This is a genomic window from Bacillus sp. N6 (assembly GCF_052805735.1).
Genome location: NZ_CM127843.1, coordinates 338,124 through 357,737, shown reverse-complemented (window position 1 = coordinate 357,737; position 19,614 = coordinate 338,124). Strand labels below are relative to the sequence as shown.

The following is a 19,614-nucleotide window of genomic DNA, read 5'->3' as shown; positions in this document are numbered from 1 at the left end:
CAATACTAAATAATTAACTTTATAAATTATGTCGAAAGAAGTCGAAAAACAATATTTTTATAATCGGAAATTCAGATTTAATTTTTCCGCTGTTAAATTAATTAATTTGAACATAAAATAGGACCTCCTTACATGCACTCTGCATGTAAGGAGGTCCTATTTAGATAAAAATCATACATTTTCTTAACTTGATGGCCATGCTCAAATAAAGAGATTTTTTATTTCTGTCTATTATTCAGATTACATTTCATACCTCGATAGAGCCTAATGTACTCTACTCCAGCTCTTGTCATTTTTCTCCTTACGAGTATTCGTTAGTTCATTATATTCTCAAAGACTTCTTTTTTCAGCAAGCAGACTGTATCAACAAAAAAAGTTACATTCACAAAAAAACTCAAAACTAAATAAAATAACTACCCACAAATTAATACAGTCCATTTTCCTCTATCTTCAGAGCGTTAAACCGTCTCACTATCCTGAGCCTCATCAACACTCGCCTCAAACTTATCAAGCAATGCACGCACTTCATCCGTTGACTTCGTACTCATCAATTGATTTCTCAATTCAGCAGCTCCAGGGAAGCCTTTTACATAAATTTTGAAGAAGCGGTGAAGCCCTGTGATTGAGCGTGGCAGTACTTCTGCATATTGATCTTGTAAATCCAGCTGTAGTCTTAAAAGATCTAGATGTTCTTTACTGCTATGCTCTCTTGGCTCTTTTTCAAACGCAAATGGATTTTTGAAGATGCCTCGTCCGATCATTACGCCATCAATGCCGTATTTTTCAGCAAGTTCCAGTCCCATTTTACGATCAAGGATGTCTCCATTGATTGTTATTAACGTATTTGGTGCGATACGGTCACGTAATTTTTTAATTTCCGGAATTAGTTCCCAATGCGCATCTACTTGGCTCATTTCTTCTCTTGTGCGTAAATGAATAGAAAGGTTTGCAATATCTTGTTTGAAAATGTGCGTTAACCAATCTTCCCACTCGCTTAACTCTTTAAAGCCAAGTCTTGTTTTTACGCTGACAGGTAGTCCGCCCGCTTTTGCTGCTTGGATAAGTTCTGCTGCAACGTCTGGACGTAGAATAAGGCCACTGCCTTTTCCTCTTGATGCAACGTTCGGAACTGGGCAACCCATGTTAATATCGATACCTTTAAATCCTAGCTCTGCCATACCGATACTCATTTGACGGAAGTATTCAGGATTATCTCCCCAAATATGTGCTACCATCGGTTGTTCATCTTCTGTAAAAATCAAACGGCCACGTACACTTTTCATACCTTCTGGATGGCAATAGCTATCCGAGTTTGTAAACTCTGTGAAAAATACGTCCGGACGACCTGCTTCACTTACTACGTGACGGAAAACAACGTCTGTCACATCTTCCATTGGTGCAAGTACGAAAAATGGTCGTGGTAATTCACGCCAAAAATTATCTATCATTTCAAATTCAAATCCTCTCACTATGAATACAATTTCAAAATCTCAATTTATAATTTGTGAAAATCAGCAATATTTATTTTAACTAAAATCGCTTATGAATGGTATTTTTGTAAACCAAAAAGCAGGTGGTATAGATTTTTTCTATATCAACTGCTTTCCTATTATACTAACTTAAGCCAAGCCACACACTCCACATGCGTCGTATGCGGGAACATATCAACAGGTTGTACTTCCTGCGTTTTATATCCGCCTTCTTCTAGTACTTTTAAGTCACGCGCTAATGTTGCTGGGTTACATGATACGTATACAACGCGTTTTGGTTTCATGTCGATGATTGTATTAAGTAGTGCCTCATCACAACCTTTACGCGGTGGATCTACGACCATTGTGTCGGCGATTACGCCTTCTTTGTACCATTTTGGAATAACTACTTCAGCTTCTCCTACGCCAAATTCAGCGTTTGTCATGTTGTTTAGTGCTGCGTTTCGGTTTGCGTCTTCGATTGCTTCTGGGACGATTTCAACGCCGTACACTTTTTTCGCTTTTTGCGCTAGGAATAACGAGATTGATCCGATTCCGCAATAGGCATCGATTACTGTTTCGTTACCATTTAATTTTGCGTATTCTAACGTTTTATCGTATAGCACTTTCGTTTGTTCTGGGTTTACTTGATAGAATGAACGTGCTGAAATCGCAAATTTAATGTCACCGATAAAGTCATAAATGTATTCTGATCCGTACAGTACTGTCGTTTTGTCTCCGAAAATTACATTCGTACGCTTCGTATTTACGTTTTGAACAATTGATTTTACTTCTGGGAATTTCGCTGCAATTTCTTCAATAATTGCTTTTTTGTTCGGCAATTCTGCTGTACGCGTAATGAAGACAAGCATAATTTCCCCTGTTACTTGTCCGTAACGAGCCATTACGTGACGAAGTGTTCCTTTGTTACGCTCTTCGTTGTACGCAGTAATACCGTGCTTTTCACAAATACGTTTTACTTCTTGGATTAATGTATCGTTTTCTTCTGCCTGAATTAAGCATGATTCCATATTAATGATGTCATGCGTTCCTTGGCGATAAAAACCAGCTACAAGTCCGCCTTCACGTTCTCCGATTGGTACTTGTGCTTTATTACGGTATACCCACGGATTCTTCATGCCAAGTACAGGATGAACAGGAACATCACCTAGTCCTCCGATACGCTGCATAACGTCACGTACTTGTTTTTCTTTCGCTTGTAATTGTCCTTCATAAGTTAAGTGCTGAAGCTGACAACCGCCGCACTGATTATATACTGGGCATTCAGCATCTTTACGATATGGACTTTCTGTATGAAGCTTCATTAAACGACCAAATGCAAAGTTTTTCTTCACTTTAATAATTTTAATTTGCGCTTCTTCACCTGGTAATCCGTTTTTAACGAAAATAGGATAGCCCTTTACTTTCGCAACACCGGCACCATCATGTGTTAAATCTTCAAATACTACATCTATAAACTCGTTTTTCTCAACTGGTGGCGTCATTTTAGTACTCATTTTCCGACCTCTCTTTTTCATAACACTGCGTTACATTTTATCATACTTATATGGTCTTTTTCTATTGGAAGAAAAAAAGCTATTGACGATACTTCTCTGTTAATGTTACGCTACTACTAATTTAATACGGACGATGTTACCTCATATATACTTGATAATATGGATCGAGAGTTTCTACCCGGCAACCTTAAATTGCTGGACTATGGGGAAAACTAATGAATATTAGCCTATGCGCAAAAAAGGACTCATATTGATTAGCTTTCTCTCATAGATGAAAGTGAATCCATATGGGTCTTTTTTTATTTTTATTTTTCTAAAAGGTCAGACATCTTACGTATGACATAAAACCTCGTTCTTTTATTTTTAGTAATATAACGAGCGTTTTATGTACAAACTTTATACGAACTTCTGAAAGGGGCAACTACATGCAATATGTAATGAGCATTATCGGTATTCTTGCCGTGTTAGGTTTATGTTTTGCTTTGTCAAACAACAAAAGTAAAATCAACTTCCGTGCAATTGCAATTATGATTGGTTTCCAAATTTTAATCGGTTGGTTTATGTTTGCTACAAAGGTTGGTCAACAAATCATTATTTTCATTAGTAAAGTTTTCAACAAACTAATTAAACTTGGTACGACAGGTGTCGATTTTCTCTTTAATGGAATTCACAGAGATTTTGTCTTTTTCTTAAACGTATTATTAATTATCGTATTTTTCTCAGCACTACTTTCAATCTTTAGTTATTTAGGTGTTTTACCATTCATCGTTCGCGTTGTCGGCGGTGCTATTTCAAAAATTACTGGTTTACCACGCGTTGAATCATTCCACGCAGTAAACTCTGTATTCTTCGGTTCAAGTGAAGCGTTAATCGTTATTAAAAACGATTTACAGCATTTCAATAAAAATCGTATGTTTATCATTTGTTGTTCTGCGATGAGCTCCGTTTCTGCTTCTGTTACAGCATCATACGTAATGATGTTAGATGCAAAATACGTACTAGCAGCTCTTCCGCTAAATTTATTCTCAAGCTTAATCGTTTGTTCGTTATTAACACCAGTTGATACGAAAAAAGAAGATGAAGTGATTCAGAAATTTGATAGAACTCTATTCGGAGACAGCTTTATCGGCGCAATGATTAACGGTGCGCTTGATGGTTTAAAAGTAGCTGGTATCGTTGCCGCATTAATGATCGCCTTTATCGGTGTGATGGAAGTTGTAAACTACGTAATTAGTGCTGCTTCAGGTGCAATGGGACATGCTGTTACTTTACAACAAATCTTCGGTTACGTACTTTCTCCATTCGCATTCTTAATGGGTATTCCAACTCAAGATATTATCCCAGCTGGTGGTATTATGGGTACGAAGATTGTTTTAAATGAGTTTGTAGCAATCCTTGATTTAAAAGACACAGCTACAACATTAGCTCCACGTACAGTTGGAATCGTTACAGTATTCTTAATTAGCTTCGCAAGTATTAGCCAAATTGGTGCAATCGTTGGTACAATCCGTGCCCTTTCTGAAAAACAAGGAAGCGTTGTTTCTAAATTTGGTTGGAAAATGCTATTTGCATCAACACTTGCTTCTATTTTATCTGCGACAATCGCTGGATTGTTTATTTAATAAAAAATCACCTTACTTTAACGAGTAAGGTGATTTTTTTGATTCTTTATGAAATCGAACGGAATTCGACTACTTCCTCGTTACTAATAAGTTTTCCTTCGTGTATGCCTTTTACTGAAATAACCATAACAGATTTATCTTCTCCTTCAAGCTTTCCTAAAGAGAATAAATAGATTAAATTTTCTTTTTGTAACATCCATTGTTTGCCATTTACTCGACCTAATATTCTTTTTTCTGAAGATGGCTTTATTTCTCCAACATACTGACATTCTCCAAAAGAAGTTTTTATTATATTCTTCTCTGTATCAATTACTAGATGCTGGAATAGTTCTAGGTTTCTACTTGAAACAATTTCAATTTCATGGTTACTTTTTTGCTTAAATTGAAGTTTTCCATCACTTGTATTAGATAAACTACTATTCTCAACGGCGTTTCTAAAAAAGTTATATTCTTCTTCTGTAATACCAAAGTTAGGATGATACGGCTTCACCTGTTTATCTATATGCCCTGATATATAGTTTACGTACCACTCTTTATCATTCTTTACATGATCACTCATCTTTTTAGTAATACCCTCTACTTTTTTACGTGTATCACGATCCATCTCTAGTGTCATAATATCCGCCGTCACTTCCGCATTCATAAGATGCGATGGAATATACTCTTCCACACTATTCGCTTTACTCACTTCACTTTGGCAACCAACTATAAATAGTGAAATGAAAAAGATATATATTATTTTTTTATATTTCATTTCTATTCTCCACTCCATACATTATTCTTACTTAGTTTTATAGCGGTTTTTATTATAGTATAAAATCTTTATATTTTAATAAAATCCATATCTGTATGCAAAATTGCATATCAATAAGTCTTCTTCTTACTTTAAAATTAGCTTAAATTACTTTCCAAATTATACAAATAACAAGTTTAAAATGTTATAATTTTCAAAAAAAAAAAAAAAAAACACATTGGAGGATATTATGAAAGCCCACGCAATTTTCGATTTCTTACATTTACTAGTCTTAACGCTGAAAAGCTATTATGTATGGGGAATGCCTATCTATGTCTTCATTATTCCTCTTATCTTTGTAGTCGGTTATATTATTATTAATTCTAATCAGAAACAAAAAAATACATCTATTCAAAGTCACTAATCTATTACCTTAATAGCCTCCTAAAAATCATATTCCCCTCATTTTCTTCAAATGATATGATGAACAAGGGTATATCCCCACCACTCTTATAGCGGTGGGGATTTTAATGCCAATATGCAACATACTACACAATAGAAGGTGATTTTCATGAGAAAATACGCAGCAATTGCTTTATGTACGTCTGCCATTCTAGCAGGCTGTAATACTAACAATGTAAGTCCAGAACCTAAAAAAGAGAAAACGGCTCAAGGGATTAAGAAACAAGAAGAGACTGTGCAAAAACAAGGTAAAATCTCATATAATGCAGTTACACACGAATCTACAAACACAAGTATTCATATTACAGACATAAAAGATTCTTTAAATGAAGTACAATATAAAATTTGGCGCACAGCTGATGGCAAGGAAAGTGCTAAATCTTTTTCTTCTAAAGAAAAAGAGAAACAATTCACACTTCCTTTTGATATAAAGGAATTTGAAGGAAAACGCGGTGAGTTCCAAATTGAAGCAACAGGAATGAAAGAAGATGGGAAAACAATCCCGCTTACGAAATCTACTATTACTTTCGAACAAAAGGTTCCTGTTCTTATGTATCACGCAATTGATGATTATCATGGTCAAGGTATTAAAGACTTATTCGTATCACCAGCTAACTTTGAAGCACAAATGAAACATTTAAAGGACAATGGTTATACGCTGTTAACGTTTGAACGCTGGGGCGATATAAATAAAGTAAATAAACCGATTTTCGTTACATTTGATGACGGTATGAAAAATAATATGAATGCATTTCGCGTTTTACAAAAGCTAAAAGATGATACTTTTAAACCGGCAGCAACAGAATATATGATTGTTGATAACGTTGATGTAGAAGGAGCATTGTCTACTTCTGAAATAAAAGAAATGGTTGATTCCGGCATTTTCTCGGTGCAATCTCATACTGCAACACATGCAGACTTGCCGAAAATTACAAACTATGAGGAAGAGTTAAAAGGTTCAAAAGAAAAGCTAGAAAAAATAACAGGTAAGCCTGTTATCGCGATTGCTTATCCATTCGGTCATGTAGATGATAAGGTTGTTGCAGAAACGAAGAAGTATTATCAATTTGCGACGACGACAAAGCCTGGGCAATTCATTACGAAGGGTGAACCTGATGAATTGTTAAAGATGAAGCGCGTTCGTATACACCATACAACGACTGTAGAGCAGTTTGCTTCTTCAATTAAGTAAATGTAAGAGCTCAATACATTTTGAGCTCTCTTTTTACTTTATATTTATATATATTTTTAGAATTTTCTTGTATTATATATAGTAAGAAATCTTTCAAATTAAAGGAGATTATACATATGTCATTTGAACAAACGTTAGAGAAATATGCTGCTCTTGCAGTTAATGTTGGTGTTAATATTCAACCTGGACAAACTTTATCAATTAGTGCACCTCTTGAAGCTGTACAATTTGTACGCCTCGTTACAGAGAAAGCATATAAATCTGGTGCAAAACACGTATATGTGGATTGGAATGATGAGACGTTAACACGCTTAAAGTTCGATCTAGCTCCTGAAGAAGCTTTCTCTGAATTCCCTTCTTGGAAAGCACATGCTCGTGAAGAATTAGCAAAAGAAGGCGCTGCATTTATGTCTATCTATGCAGAAAACCCTGATTTATTAAAAGGTGTAGAAGCAACACGTATCGCGACAGCTCATAAAGTAGCTGGAGAAGCGATGAAAGTATACCGTGATTACGTACAAGCCGATAAAGTAAGCTGGTGTGTAATTTCTGTTCCTACGAAAGAATGGGCTGCAAAAGTATTCCCTGACGTAGCGCCAGAAGAACAAGAAGCAAAGTTATGGGATGCTATTTTCAAAGCTACTCGTGCTGATTTAGAAAATCCTGTAGAAGCATGGAAAGAACACGATGAAACATTACATACAAAAGTGGATTACTTAAACGAAAAGCATTATAAAGCTCTTCACTATACAGGTCCTGGAACAGATTTAACAATCGAACTTCCAGAAAAACATGTATGGGCTGGTGCTGGTAGCTTAAATGAAAAGAACGTACCATTTATGGCTAATATTCCAACTGAAGAAGTATTTACAATGCCACTTAAAACAGGTGTAAACGGCCAAGTTTCTAGTACAAAACCGTTAGTATTTGCAGGTAATATTATCGATAATTTCACGTTAACATTTGAAAACGGACGTATCGTAGACTATAAAGCTGAAGCTGGTGAAGAAGCTTTAAAACATTTAGTAGAAACAGATGAAGGTTCTCACTTCTTAGGAGAAGTAGCTTTAGTACCTCATGACTCACCAATTTCAAACACAAATGTTTTATTCTACAATACACTATTTGACGAAAATGCATCTTGCCACCTTGCAATCGGAAATGCTTATGCATTTAACTTAGTTGGCGGAAAAACAATGTCTAAAGAAGAACTTGCTGAAAACGGCGCAAACGCTAGTATTACACACAACGACTTCATGATTGGATCCGCTGAGCTTGATATCGATGGTATTACAGCTGATGGCAGACATGAGCCTATCTTCCGTAAAGGTAACTGGGCGTTTTAATAAAGTGAAACTTTAATCAGCCCTCACCAATTGGGCTTTTCCGGGCAGCCCGATCCCCCACCTAACTTCTTTGCTTTCGCTGAATTTTGAGGTAGAGGTCTTACTGCCCGGAAAATAGCGGGATAAAAGTAAAGGCTATCTTCCACACAGGAAGATAGCCTTTTATGATGCCGATGAAACCTTAAGCCCAATGACACCCAAAACAATAAAGAGAATACAAAATGCTTGGAATAAGCTAATATGCTCTTTAAAAAAGTACACACTAATGATTGTAATAAGTAACGTTCCAACGCCAGACCAAATGGCATAAGCAATACTTAAATGAATCTTTTTAACGACGATAGCAAACACGCTGAAACAAATCCCATAAAATACGAAAATAAGTACACTTGGAACGAGCTTTGTTAAACCATTTGATAGTTTCATTGCGATTGTTCCAGCTACTTCAAAAATAATTGTAACAAGTAATAATAGCCAATATACCATACTAGAATCTCCTTCTCTGTTACCTTTTAGAGATTCTAGTATACTACTTATAGTCCTAATGAAATATATTTAATTTCTAAATATTCCTCGATACCGAAATGGCCTCCCTCACGGCCGATACCACTTTCTTTAAATCCACCGAATGGTGCTTGTGCAACTGATGGAAGACCATCGTTTAGACCAATAATACCGTACTCTAGCGCTTCACTAATTTGGAATGCTTGGCTAATGTCTTTCGTGAAAATATACGCAGCTAAACCATATGGTGTATTATTTGCACGTTCAATTACTTCATCAACTGTTTTAAATTTCGCAACTGGTGCCACTGGCCCAAATGTTTCTTCATTCATACAAAGCATCGTATCATTTGCCAACCCAATTACAGTCGGTTGAATGAAATGTCCCTCTAACTCTGCGACCTTTTGACCACCATATAAAACTGTTCCACCTTTTTGAATAGCATCTTCAATATGTTCTTGTACTTTTGAAACTGCATTCTCATCAATAAGTGGCCCGACAGTCGTTCCGTCACCGAAACCGTCTCCTACTTTCAACTGCCCTACTGACTTTTGGAACTTCTCTACAAATACTTCGTATACTTCTTCTTGAACGAATACTCGGTTTGTACATATACACGTTTGTCCTGCATTACGGAATTTCGAACCAATCACCGCTTCTACTGCTTTATCTAAATCTGCATCATTCATTACGATAAACGGAGCGTGTCCCCCTAACTCAAGCGAAACTTTTTTCATCGTTTGCGCCGCACTAGCCATTAACTCTTTCCCGATTTCCGTTGACCCTGTAAAGGACACTTTTCGAACGCGACCATCTTCCATCCATGTATCAGCAATTGCTTTTGCACTACCTGTTACGATATTGATTACGCCCTTTGGAATATCTGCTTCATGGGCTAATTCAGCTAATTTCAATGCAGTTAATGGCGTTTGACTTGCTGGTTTCACAACGGCTGTACAGCCTGCTGCAAGCGCTGGGGCTACCTTTCTCGTAATCATAGCAGCTGGGAAGTTCCAAGGTGTAATAGCTGCCATAACGCCAACTGGTTGCTTCATAACTAAAATGCGCTTATTCGGATGAGAAGCAGGAATCATTTCACCGTATACGCGTTTCCCCTCTTCTGCATACCATTCAACAAAACTGTTTGCATAATTTACTTCACCAAGCGCTTCTGCAAACGGCTTTCCTTGTTCCTTCGTCATAATCGCTGCGATCTCTTCTTTATTTTCATCAATAAGCGTAAACCACTTTTTTAACTTCGTGGCACGATCTGCTGCCGTTAACTTAGACCACGTTTTAAAAGCTTCATGCGCAGCATCAACAGCTTGCTTTGCCTCTGTTACTCCGCCTTTTGGTACAGTTGCAAATATTTCCTTCGTCGCAGGATTATTTACTTCAATTTGTTCTTGTAGTGTAATCCACTCACCATTTATATACATCGCCTTTTTATCTATACTTACGAAAGTCGCCTTTTTATCCAATGTTTTCTTCCTCCTCTATGAACTTCTTAATTTTCCTAGTAGCAGCAGATTGACTAATTTGCAAAAACTCAGCCACTTTATAACTTGATCCATACGTTTTATACGCTTTAAGAATAATATTTCTCTCTACCTCTTCCAGCATTTTATAAAGGCTTTGCCCCGATTGTTCAACTGCAGCCTCTTGCATAGAGAGTGGCAAATCCTCTACCGTTACAACATCATCGACAGTAATAACAATTCTCTCAATTACATTCTCTATCTCTCTATTGTTTCCTTCCCACGGATATCCGACAAACATTTGTAATGTACCCGGTGCTAGTTTCACATCACGTCCGTACTTTTTATTAAAGTGCTGCAAGTAATGATAAATAAGCGGTAAAATATCTTCTGTTCTTTCCCTAAGCGGGGGAATTGCAATTGGAATGACATTCAGACGATAGTATAAATCTTTCCGAAATGTTCCTTGTTTCACCATCTCGCTTAAATCTCTATTTGTTGCCGCCACAATTCGAACATCTACTTTTTTTAATTCTCTTCCGCCTATAGGACGAAATGTTTTTTCTTGCAATACTTGCAAAAGCTTCGCTTGAATTTCAATCGGCATTTCACCGATTTCATCTAAAAAAAGAGTTCCTTTATGCGCGGATTCTAATAGTCCCTTTTTCCCTTCACGATTCGCACCTGTAAAAGATCCACCTGAATATCCAAAGAGCTCCGATTCAATTAAATTAGTTGGCAATGCCGCACAATTAATTTCATAGAAACTTTCATTCTTACGGTGACTCACTTCATGTAAATGGCGTACTAATCGGCTTTTTCCTACTCCAGTCTCGCCTAAAACGAGAACAGTACTATCCACTACAGATACTTTTTTGATTGTATCGACTATTTTTTGCATAGCTAGACTTTTAAAAATAAGTCCTTCATGCTCATATGTTTCTCTTAATTCTTTTTTATATGTTTTTAGCTGATTATCCATTTCCTCTACCTTTTGACGTAATTGATAGAGTTCAGTAAGGTCGCGAGAATAACTAATCACTCTTCTTAAATTTCCCTCATCATCAAAAACAGGCCTTGTACGAACGTGTAAATACTCTCCTGATTTTGTAGTTTGAACGAGTTCAATTGGCCTCTTTTTTTCAATCACTTCTAATGTCGCTGATGGATAAAAGATTCCATCCTTTTGTAGTTCTTTTACATGCTTACCAACTAACTCTTCTGCAGCTAGTTGGTAGTGCCTTTCACATGTACTATTTACACGCACAACGATCCCTTGCTCATCTGTAACAAAAATTTCGTCAAACGCATATTCAAATACATCTTTTAAATCCATTAACACTCGTTCCTTTTCTGCAACCATCCTAGCCACCCCTAACTTCAAATCCATCGATCCACTTCACTATCTTTATTATAAAGTGAATTTTCTGCATTTAATATAGAGTCAGCTAGAATGTTTGCTATTTATACTTCAGTTTTTAAACGCGAGCGATGTTCGTTTGCTCATAACAAGCTTGCAATGATTCTTCAATTATTGTTAAACCTTCTTCAAGTTGCTCATCTGTAATAACTAAAGGCATTAACACACGGATAACATTTCCATACGTTCCTGCTGATAATAAAAGTAACCCACGCTTATTTGCTTCTGCACATAGATTAGCCGTTAACGTTTTGTCAGGTGCTTTCGTCTTACGATCTTGAACGACCTCAAATGCACACATTGCTCCTAACCCACGCACATCACCGATGCAATGATATTTATTTTTCATCTCTTCGAATCGGTTCATTACGACTTTTCCTAATTCTATCGCTCTATCATTTAATTTCTCATTTTCTATTACATCGAGAACAGCTAATGCAGCTGCACATCCTAATGGACTTCCTGCATACGTTCCACCAAGTTCACCTGGTGCAGATTCATTCATAATTTCTTTACGTCCAATGACACCACTTATCGGTACACCAGCCCCTAATGATTTAGACACTGTAATTAAATCTGGAACGACATCATAGTGATCAATTGCAAAATATTTTCCTGTACGACTAAAACCTGTTTGTATTTCATCCGCTACAAATAAGATGCCGTTCTCTGAACAAATGCGGCGTACTTCTTGAACAAATTTCTTACTTGGGACGATAAATCCACCTTCCCCTTGAACAGGTTCCATTACAACAGCTGCAATTGTTTCTGGTGCTACTTCCGATATGAAGAAGTTCTTAAACTCTTCAATAATAAAATCATCATACTGCTCTTCCGTTAATCCCTCTGGGCGACGGTATTCGTATGGAAATGGCGCTTTATATACTTCTGGAGCAAAGGGACCAAACCCAAATTTATATGGCTTCACTTTACTTGTCATCGTCATTGTCATTAATGTACGACCGTGGAAACCTTTAGAAAATGCGATAATACCAGGTCTCTTCGTATATTTACGAGCGATTTTCACCGCGTTCTCAACTGCTTCTGCACCACTATTTAAAAATAGGACTTGCTTATCGAAACTTCCTGGTGCCAATGCCGCAAGCTTTTCTGCTAATTCAATATATGGCTCATACATCATGACATTAAATCCAGTATGAATGTATTGATCGACTTGTTTATGGAGCGCTTCTTTAACCGTTGGATGACAATGCCCTACGTTAATTGTCCCGATTGCTCCTGCAAAATCAATGTACTGATTGCCATCAACATCTGTTACAAGAGCACCATTTGCAGATTGTACAAACGTTGGGATGCCGTTACTTACTCCTTTTGGTACTATATTTTGACGGCGTTCTAATAAAGATGCCGCTTTCGGTCCTGGAATTTGTTCATTTACTTTAGCAAATTTTTTTGTGTTCATTGCGTACCCCATCCTTTTCTTTACATTGTTTTCTCTTCTTATTGCAAAATATATGCCAACTTTCTTTTCTAGCATTTATCCTATATTCTTTGTATCCAGGCATAAAAAATAAGTCTATAAAGACTCATTAAGAGTCTTTATAGACTTATTTTCCTTACACATTAGACTTTTCTTTCTCCCAGAAAAACTCACCCGATTGAGAAATAAACTCTCCAACAGAATCTAACACTAAATCAGCAAGTGGTTCTAATGTTGGACGGTCTCCCGTACCAGATAGCACCCCAATTGCATAGCAATCGCCATTTTTAGCTAAATGTAAATCAGTTGGCGTATCTCCAACAACCGCAACCTCACATGATTCTAAATTAAATTTCTCACAAAACACTTCTATAATCTTTTTATCTGGTTTTTGCGCAAGGAATGTATCCGAGGCTATAATATAATCAAAAAAGTTCTCCAACTTATATTGTTTTAAAAATAATTCTGTTGGTGCGAAATCATCCGCCGTGACAACCCCTAATATAAATCCTTTATCTTTTAATGCCTGTAACACTTTCGGTAAATCCGCTGTCATTTTCATATGCGAACGATGCTCATACATAAGGGAAAATAACTTCTCACTTACCCACTGATGCATCTCTTCTTCTCTAGCAGACTCAATATAATTACAAAGCCCCTTCGCTACATCAAGGCTTGTTCCAGCAGCTATTGCACTCCTCGAATTAACAAATGCTCCCTCTACACCAATCTCTTCTAATAAGGTCTGCCCTATTGTACTTGGTAAATGGTATAAACTTATACATTCAGCTACAAGCTCTTCAGCTACTTTTATCCATATTGAATGAAAATCCATTAATGTCCCATCTTTATCAAATAATATCGCCTTTACCTTCTCCATAGCACCCTACCTCTCATTTCTTATCTCTTCCAGTGTATCAATAAAGTATGGATGTAAAATAAAAGAATTGTAAAAATACCATAAAAATCAAACTAACTCCCAATTTACAATTCATTTTAACAAAGTAAAAAAGGATGCCTTTACAGGGCATCCTCTTGATGTTCAGGAACAAATAGTTCTAAACAATGATATATATTTTCGAATTCCATCGGTGCATCTCCACCATACTCACCATCTAAATTAATCATTAATTTATCTGGTGAATGTACTTTAATTCGGTTCGCTTGTGTATATAACACTTTTGGATTATTAATATGTTCACCACGTTGTGCTTGTGTTGCTGCTTTAATTAAATCAGCGATAGAACCTTTTTTCAGTACTAATAGGTCAAATAACCCATCGTTAATAGATGCATACGGTGCTACCTTTTCAAATCCACCTACTGAACGAGTATTCGTAATTAAAAACATCGTAATTTCTTCTTGTAGTAACTTTCCATCATACTCAATTTCAACATATGTCGGATGCAATGATGGTAACATCTCGATACCTTTTAGGTAATAAGCAAGTTGTCCTAATACTGTCTTTAACTTACTCGGTACTTCGTATGTTAATTCTGTAATACGACCGCCACCAGCGATGTTAATAAAATATGTATCGTTCGCTCTACCAAGGTCTAATGGCACTGTTTTTCCTTCGCAAATAATATCTGCTGCCTCTTCAATAGAACGAGGTACACCAATTGCACGTGCAAAGTCATTTGTCGTTCCAACTGGAATAATTCCAAATTTCGGACGGAATTCATGCCCAACTAAACCGTTTACTACTTCATTTAATGTACCGTCGCCACCAGCCGCAATAACAACATCAAACTTACGATCCGCAGCTTGCCTCGCCGCCACAGTAGCGTCTCCAGGACCCGTTGTCGCATGACAAGATGTCTCATAGCCAGCTTGTTCTAATTTTTGTAATACTTCTGGTAAGCTCTTCTTAAATAGCTCACGCCCAGAAGTAGGATTATAAATAATTCTTGCTCGCTTCATCATTTATTAGCACAGGAAATTTCTTTATGTATCGAAAAAGAACATACTGAACTTCTATTCAGTATTCCCATGCCTACCTCCTCTCATCTTGCTATCCTTCTTTTATCCCGCTCAAACAGGCAGTAAGAACCCGATTCGTGTAGTCCATCAAAAGTAAATATTCATTTCAATGGTTTTTTATTTGACTCCAAAATTTATCCCGCTATTTGCGGGCAGTAAATGCCCGATTGGTGAGGGCTAATAATCAGTGTTGGATGAACCTCCTACTGATTAAAGTTTCACTTTATTTCTATCCATTCTTCCATAAAAATTTACATATAACGAATAATAACTATCTATTATTTCATGAGATGAAAAAAACCTCTATGTTTAGATTTATCATTATTCCCACCTTTTTGCAACTATCATACCATAGTTGCTATACAAACATTTTTCCACTTTTGACAGTTAATCAAACGTTTGTTTAAACGATTTTGTCTCATTTAAACAAACGTTTGATTAACCTAGAAAAACACCCATGTACGGGTGTTTTTCTGCTTAATCTTTAAAAGTCACTACTATTATCGCTTATTAATCTCTTCAAGTAAGATTTTGTTAACAAGCGGTGGATTTGCTTGTCCTTTTGTAGCTTTCATAATTTGACCAACTAAGAAGCCAATTGCACGGTCTTTACCGTTTTTAAAGTCTTCGATAGATTGCTCATTATTATCAAGAATTTCTGTTACAACTTTACGAAGTGTACCCTCGTCAGAAATTTGAACAAGACCTTTCGCTTTAACGATTTCTTCTGGGTCTCCACCTTTTTCAATTAATTCATTAAATACTTTCTTCGCGATTTTAGAAGAAATTGTACCTTTTTCAATTAATTGAACCATTTTAGATAAACCAGCAGGCGTTAATGCAACGTCTTTTAATTCTTTTTGTTGTTTGTTTAAGTATGCAAGTACTTCACCCATTAACCAGTTCGATGTTAATTTCGCATCAGCACCGTCTGCAACAGTTGCTTCAAAGAAATCAGACATCTCTTTCGTTAATGTTAACACGTGTGCATCATAAGCTGGTAAGCCTAGTTCTGCAACGTAGCGAGCTTTACGTGCATCTGGAAGTTCTGGAATAGAAGCTCGAACTGCTTCTTTCCACTCATCATCGATGTAAAGTTCAACTAAGTCTGGCTCCGGGAAGTAACGGTAATCGTCAGATCCTTCTTTCACACGCATTAAGATTGTTTTCTTCGTTGCTTCATCATAACGACGTGTTTCTTGTTGGATGATGCCACCAGATAACAATTCTTTTTCTTGGCGCACTTGCTCATGCTCAAGACCTTTTTGTACGTAAGTGAATGAGTTTAAGTTTTTCAGTTCCGCTTTTGTACCGAACTTTTCTTGTCCAACTGGACGAAGAGAAATGTTCGCATCACAACGCAAGGAACCTTCTTCCATCTTACAATCAGATACACCAGTGTATTGAATGATTGATTTTAACTTCTCTAAGTATGCATATGCTTCTTCTGGCGTACGCATATCTGGCTCAGATACGATCTCGATTAAAGGCATACCTTGACGGTTGTAGTCTACTAATGAACCATCAGCTGTATGCGTTGATTTACCAGCATCTTCTTCTAAATGAAGACGTGTAATACCGATACGTTTCTTTTTACCGTCTACTTCGATTTCAATCCAACCATTTTCACCAATTGGCTTATCAAATTGAGAGATTTGGTAAGCTTTCGGGTTATCTGGATAGAAATAGTTTTTACGGTCAAACTTCGTTTCCGTTGCGATTTCACAGTTTAATGCCATTGCAGCTTTCATTGCAAAGTTAACTGCTTCTTTATTTAAAGTAGGAAGTACCCCTGGGTATCCTAAGTCAATTACACTTGTTTGTGTATTTGGCTCCGCTCCGAATTCTGTTGGACTCGCAGAGAAAATTTTCGAATTTGTTTTTAACTCAACGTGAACCTCTAAACCAATAATTGTTTCTAAATTCATCTATGCTCGCCTCCTTACAGACTTGCTTTTTTTGTATGATAGTCTGTTGCTTGCTCAAACGCATGTGCAACGCGGTAAATTGTCGCTTCATCGAAGTGTTTACCAATGATTTGTAGACCAAGTGGCATGTTGTTAGCACCGAATCCACATGGAACTGAAATCGCTGGAACACCCGCTAAGTTTACTGGGATTGTTAAAATGTCATTTGCATACATTGTCATTGGATCGTCAACTTTTTCTCCCACTTTAAATGCCGGAGTTGGTGTTGTTGGTCCAATAATAACATCATAGTTAGCAAATACATTTTCAAAGTCGTTCTTAATTAATGTACGTACTTGTTGTGCTTTTTTGTAATATGCATCATAGTAACCAGAGCTAAGAGCAAATGTACCAAGCATAATACGACGTTTAACTTCATCACCGAAACCTTCACTACGTGTGTTTTTGTAAAGGTCTAATAAGTTATTTACATTATCAGAACGAACACCGTAACGCACGCCATCAAAGCGTGAAAGGTTAGCAGATGCTTCAGAAGAAGATAGTAAGTAATACGTTGCTAGAGCGTATTTAGAGTGTGGAAGAGATACTTCCTCCCAAGTTGCGCCCATACCTTCTAATACTTTTAAAGCAGCTAGTACTGACTCACGAGCTTCTTCGCCAACACCTTCGCCTAAGTATTCTTTCGGTACAGCAATGCGTAAACCTTTAACATCGCCTGTTAAACCAGCTAAATAGTTTCCAACTTCAACGTTTGCAGAAGTTGCATCCATGCGGTCAATACCTGAAATAGCTTGTAATAAGTATGCATTGTCTTCTACTGTACGTGTAATCGGTCCGATTTGGTCTAGTGAAGATGCGAATGCTACTAATCCGTAACGAGATACGCGTCCGTAAGTTGGTTTTAAACCTACAACACCGCAATATGCAGCTGGCTGACGGATAGAACCACCCGTATCAGAACCTAGAGAGAATAGTACTTCTCCTGCTGCTACAGCTGCTGCAGAACCACCACTAGATCCGCCTGGAACGTAATCTAAGTTCCATGGGTTTTTCGTAGCGTAGAATCCTGAGTTTTCATTTGAAGAACCCATTGCGAACTCGTCCATGTTTAATTTACCGATTGTAATTGTGTCAGCAGCTTTTAGCTTTTGCACAACTGTCGCATCATAAATTGGATCGAAGTTTGCTAACATTTTGCTCGCACAAGTTGTACGAAGACCGTTAGTTACAATGTTATCTTTTACACCAATTGGCATACCGAATAATAAACCATTATCTTCAGCGCCGATTTTTGCATCTAATTCTTTCGCTTTTGCGCGTGCATTTTCTTCATCTAATGTAAGAAAAGCTTTTACGTTATCTTCAACATCCGCAATACGTTTGTAAGATTCTTCTACTAAATCCGTAACGGAAATTTCTTTGTTGTTTAACTTCTTATGTAACTCTGATACTGAATGATCAAATAATGACATCGAAATTCCCCTCCTCTATTCTAATACTGCTGGAACACGGATTTGATTATCTTTGTGATCCGGTGCATTTTTTAATACTTCTTCGACTGGTAAACCTTTTTCTGGTACATCTTCACGCATAACATTTTTCATAGTTAATACATGAGTTGTTGGTTTTACATCTGTTGTATCTAATTCATTTAACTGTTCTGCAAATGTAACAATTGCATCTAGTTGTTTTTGAAATTTTTCTGCTTCTTGATCAGTAATTGCAAGACGTGCTAAATGTGCTACGTGCTTTACATTCTCAACGGAAATTCTTGACACGGCTAGGCCACCTCCATAATATATCGTTCAATCTACAATACTATTGATGATACCAAATTTTCAGTACTTCAAGCAAGTCAACACAGAGTACTTACGCCATTTTTACATAAAAAAAGAAAGGCAAATGCCTTTCTTTACAATCTACTCTTTATCTAACGGTTTATTTTTCGGAAATCTCTCGTTATCTTCTTCATTATCACGAATTGTTTTTTGTAATACAAAACAAGACATCGTTAAAAATAATGTTCCAATTAAATAGTATCCTTTTACACTAAGCGTTTCATCTAACGTATAAATCCCAATTAGCATACCTGAAAGCGCACAAACAAATGAAGTCCATGCTAAAAACGTGAACGCTTGCGTATTACGTCTTCTCATCGTTCTCCCCCTCGTTAGCTGTATACCCATTATAGATAAGTATATTTACCATGATGGATTTTTATGTAAATTCTAGTTTTATATTTATAAATCTATCATAAAAGAATACTATTTCAAAGAAAGTTTTCTGCCTAATCTGAAAAAACAATCTAAACAATTGGTTTTTCAGATTACCTTACTGTTCGCTAGCTACTTTCATTCATAAAAAAAGACCAGGAAAACTCCTGGTCCATTACTCTACTTAACAAACATTGGATTCTACGTTATACAAAATTGAAAGGTACAGAATTAGGGTTCGTTTGTTAAGTTTATATGTTGAACGAACTAACAGCGGAGGGGTTCCTTCTGTTAGTCCATTAAACT

At 36.7% G+C, this 19,614-nt stretch carries 17 protein-coding genes and 1 riboswitch; of the genes, 4 read left to right on the top strand and 13 right to left on the bottom strand.

Annotated features, from left to right (window positions below):
* Positions 1 to 458: 458 nt before the first annotated feature.
* Together ACUXVC_RS01900 and rlmD are read right to left on the bottom strand one after the other, a co-directional pair.
* Positions 459 to 1,448 (bottom strand): tRNA dihydrouridine synthase, encoded by a 990-nt coding sequence (locus tag ACUXVC_RS01900; protein WP_000566703.1) that lies wholly within the window; start codon positions 1,446 to 1,448, stop codon positions 459 to 461.
* A 161-nt stretch (positions 1,449 to 1,609) separates the two neighbouring features.
* Positions 1,610 to 2,986, bottom strand: a complete 1,377-nt coding sequence (gene rlmD, locus ACUXVC_RS01895) for a 23S rRNA (uracil(1939)-C(5))-methyltransferase RlmD (RefSeq protein WP_058839951.1) — start codon at positions 2,984 to 2,986, stop codon at positions 1,610 to 1,612.
* A 121-nt stretch (positions 2,987 to 3,107) separates the two neighbouring features.
* A riboswitch (purine riboswitch) is annotated at positions 3,108 to 3,209 on the top strand.
* Positions 3,210 to 3,411: 202 nt separating this feature from the next.
* On the opposite strand from rlmD, the gene ACUXVC_RS01890 reads away from it, so the two are divergent.
* Positions 3,412 to 4,608: a NupC/NupG family nucleoside CNT transporter gene (locus ACUXVC_RS01890; protein WP_001200494.1), complete on the top strand. Its 1,197-nt coding sequence runs from the start codon at positions 3,412 to 3,414 to the stop codon at positions 4,606 to 4,608.
* Positions 4,609 to 4,654: 46 nt separating this feature from the next.
* On the opposite strand, the gene ACUXVC_RS01885 is transcribed toward ACUXVC_RS01890, so the two are convergent.
* Positions 4,655 to 5,362 carry a hypothetical protein gene (locus ACUXVC_RS01885; protein ID WP_144465765.1) on the bottom strand — a complete coding sequence of 236 codons (708 nt, stop codon included), beginning with the start codon at positions 5,360 to 5,362 and terminating at the stop codon, positions 4,655 to 4,657.
* Between the two features lie 229 nt (positions 5,363 to 5,591).
* Here ACUXVC_RS01885 and ACUXVC_RS01880 point away from each other — a divergent pair, with 229 nt between their 5' ends.
* From ACUXVC_RS01880 to ACUXVC_RS01870, 3 genes are all read left to right on the top strand, one after another.
* Entirely contained in the window at positions 5,592 to 5,765 is a 174-nt protein-coding gene (locus tag ACUXVC_RS01880) for a hypothetical protein (protein WP_176470997.1), read from the top strand.
* A gap of 147 nt (positions 5,766 to 5,912) precedes the next feature.
* Positions 5,913 to 6,995, top strand: a complete 1,083-nt coding sequence (locus ACUXVC_RS01875; RefSeq protein WP_089170317.1) for a polysaccharide deacetylase family protein — start codon at positions 5,913 to 5,915, stop codon at positions 6,993 to 6,995.
* Positions 6,996 to 7,111: 116 nt separating this feature from the next.
* The gene (locus tag ACUXVC_RS01870) at positions 7,112 to 8,341 is read left to right on the top strand and encodes an aminopeptidase (protein ID WP_000007372.1); all 1,230 of its coding nucleotides are present in this window, start codon (positions 7,112 to 7,114) and stop codon (positions 8,339 to 8,341) included.
* 162 nt (positions 8,342 to 8,503) lie between these two features.
* Here the strand turns inward: ACUXVC_RS01870 and ACUXVC_RS01865 are convergent, their stop codons facing one another.
* From ACUXVC_RS01865 to ACUXVC_RS01820, 10 genes are all read right to left on the bottom strand, one after another.
* On the bottom strand, positions 8,504 to 8,827 hold the full coding sequence (locus ACUXVC_RS01865) for a DMT family transporter (protein WP_000263262.1): 324 nt from the start codon (positions 8,825 to 8,827) through the stop codon (positions 8,504 to 8,506).
* A gap of 47 nt (positions 8,828 to 8,874) precedes the next feature.
* Positions 8,875 to 10,326, bottom strand: coding sequence for an NADP-dependent succinate-semialdehyde dehydrogenase (gene gabD, locus ACUXVC_RS01860; protein WP_065229669.1), 1,452 nt, complete (start codon positions 10,324 to 10,326; stop codon positions 8,875 to 8,877).
* Complete coding sequence (locus ACUXVC_RS01855; RefSeq protein ID WP_053565389.1) at positions 10,319 to 11,686, bottom strand: sigma-54 interaction domain-containing protein; 1,368 nt, start codon at positions 11,684 to 11,686, stop codon at positions 10,319 to 10,321. The genes gabD and ACUXVC_RS01855 overlap by 8 nt, the downstream gene beginning before the upstream one ends.
* 115 nt (positions 11,687 to 11,801) lie before the next feature.
* Complete coding sequence (gabT, locus tag ACUXVC_RS01850; RefSeq protein ID WP_001093019.1) at positions 11,802 to 13,166, bottom strand: 4-aminobutyrate--2-oxoglutarate transaminase; 1,365 nt, start codon at positions 13,164 to 13,166, stop codon at positions 11,802 to 11,804.
* A gap of 154 nt (positions 13,167 to 13,320) precedes the next feature.
* Complete coding sequence (locus tag ACUXVC_RS01845) at positions 13,321 to 14,064, bottom strand: HAD family hydrolase (RefSeq protein ID WP_446025909.1); 744 nt, start codon at positions 14,062 to 14,064, stop codon at positions 13,321 to 13,323.
* A gap of 140 nt (positions 14,065 to 14,204) precedes the next feature.
* Positions 14,205 to 15,110, bottom strand: a complete 906-nt coding sequence (locus ACUXVC_RS01840) for a diacylglycerol kinase (RefSeq protein WP_000977679.1) — start codon at positions 15,108 to 15,110, stop codon at positions 14,205 to 14,207.
* Positions 15,111 to 15,667: 557 nt separating this feature from the next.
* Complete coding sequence (gatB, locus tag ACUXVC_RS01835; protein ID WP_001047685.1) at positions 15,668 to 17,095, bottom strand: Asp-tRNA(Asn)/Glu-tRNA(Gln) amidotransferase subunit GatB; 1,428 nt, start codon at positions 17,093 to 17,095, stop codon at positions 15,668 to 15,670.
* Between the two features lie 14 nt (positions 17,096 to 17,109).
* A complete protein-coding gene (gene gatA, locus ACUXVC_RS01830; RefSeq protein ID WP_000051441.1) occupies positions 17,110 to 18,567 on the bottom strand; it encodes an Asp-tRNA(Asn)/Glu-tRNA(Gln) amidotransferase subunit GatA in 1,458 nt (485 codons plus the stop codon).
* Positions 18,568 to 18,582: 15 nt separating this feature from the next.
* The gene (gene gatC / locus ACUXVC_RS01825) at positions 18,583 to 18,873 is read right to left on the bottom strand and encodes an Asp-tRNA(Asn)/Glu-tRNA(Gln) amidotransferase subunit GatC (RefSeq protein ID WP_000086999.1); all 291 of its coding nucleotides are present in this window, start codon (positions 18,871 to 18,873) and stop codon (positions 18,583 to 18,585) included.
* Between the two features lie 141 nt (positions 18,874 to 19,014).
* Positions 19,015 to 19,251, bottom strand: coding sequence for a YiaA/YiaB family inner membrane protein (locus tag ACUXVC_RS01820; protein WP_001254393.1), 237 nt, complete (start codon positions 19,249 to 19,251; stop codon positions 19,015 to 19,017).
* Positions 19,252 to 19,614: the final 363 nt, after the last annotated feature.

Excerpts from the sequence above, each read along its gene's own strand:
- ACUXVC_RS01875 (WP_089170317.1), top strand. The coding sequence starts at position 5,913 with ATGAGAAAATACGCAGCAATTGCTTTATGTACGTCTGCCATTCTAGCA.
- ACUXVC_RS01885 (WP_144465765.1), bottom strand. The coding sequence starts at position 5,362 with ATGAAATATAAAAAAATAATATATATCTTTTTCATTTCACTATTTATA.
- ACUXVC_RS01820 (WP_001254393.1), bottom strand. The coding sequence starts at position 19,251 with ATGAGAAGACGTAATACGCAAGCGTTCACGTTTTTAGCATGGACTTCA.
- gatA (WP_000051441.1), bottom strand. The coding sequence starts at position 18,567 with ATGTCATTATTTGATCATTCAGTATCAGAGTTACATAAGAAGTTAAAC.
- ACUXVC_RS01900 (WP_000566703.1), bottom strand. The coding sequence starts at position 1,448 with ATGATAGATAATTTTTGGCGTGAATTACCACGACCATTTTTCGTACTT.
- rlmD (WP_058839951.1), bottom strand. The coding sequence starts at position 2,986 with ATGAGTACTAAAATGACGCCACCAGTTGAGAAAAACGAGTTTATAGAT.
- ACUXVC_RS01855 (WP_053565389.1), bottom strand. The coding sequence starts at position 11,686 with ATGGTTGCAGAAAAGGAACGAGTGTTAATGGATTTAAAAGATGTATTT.
- gatB (WP_001047685.1), bottom strand. The coding sequence starts at position 17,095 with ATGAATTTAGAAACAATTATTGGTTTAGAGGTTCACGTTGAGTTAAAA.
- ACUXVC_RS01880 (WP_176470997.1), top strand. The coding sequence starts at position 5,592 with ATGAAAGCCCACGCAATTTTCGATTTCTTACATTTACTAGTCTTAACG.
- ACUXVC_RS01845 (WP_446025909.1), bottom strand. The coding sequence starts at position 14,064 with ATGGAGAAGGTAAAGGCGATATTATTTGATAAAGATGGGACATTAATG.
- ACUXVC_RS01840 (WP_000977679.1), bottom strand. The coding sequence starts at position 15,110 with ATGATGAAGCGAGCAAGAATTATTTATAATCCTACTTCTGGGCGTGAG.
- gabT (WP_001093019.1), bottom strand. The coding sequence starts at position 13,166 with ATGAACACAAAAAAATTTGCTAAAGTAAATGAACAAATTCCAGGACCG.
- ACUXVC_RS01870 (WP_000007372.1), top strand. The coding sequence starts at position 7,112 with ATGTCATTTGAACAAACGTTAGAGAAATATGCTGCTCTTGCAGTTAAT.
- ACUXVC_RS01890 (WP_001200494.1), top strand. The coding sequence starts at position 3,412 with ATGCAATATGTAATGAGCATTATCGGTATTCTTGCCGTGTTAGGTTTA.
- ACUXVC_RS01865 (WP_000263262.1), bottom strand. The coding sequence starts at position 8,827 with ATGGTATATTGGCTATTATTACTTGTTACAATTATTTTTGAAGTAGCT.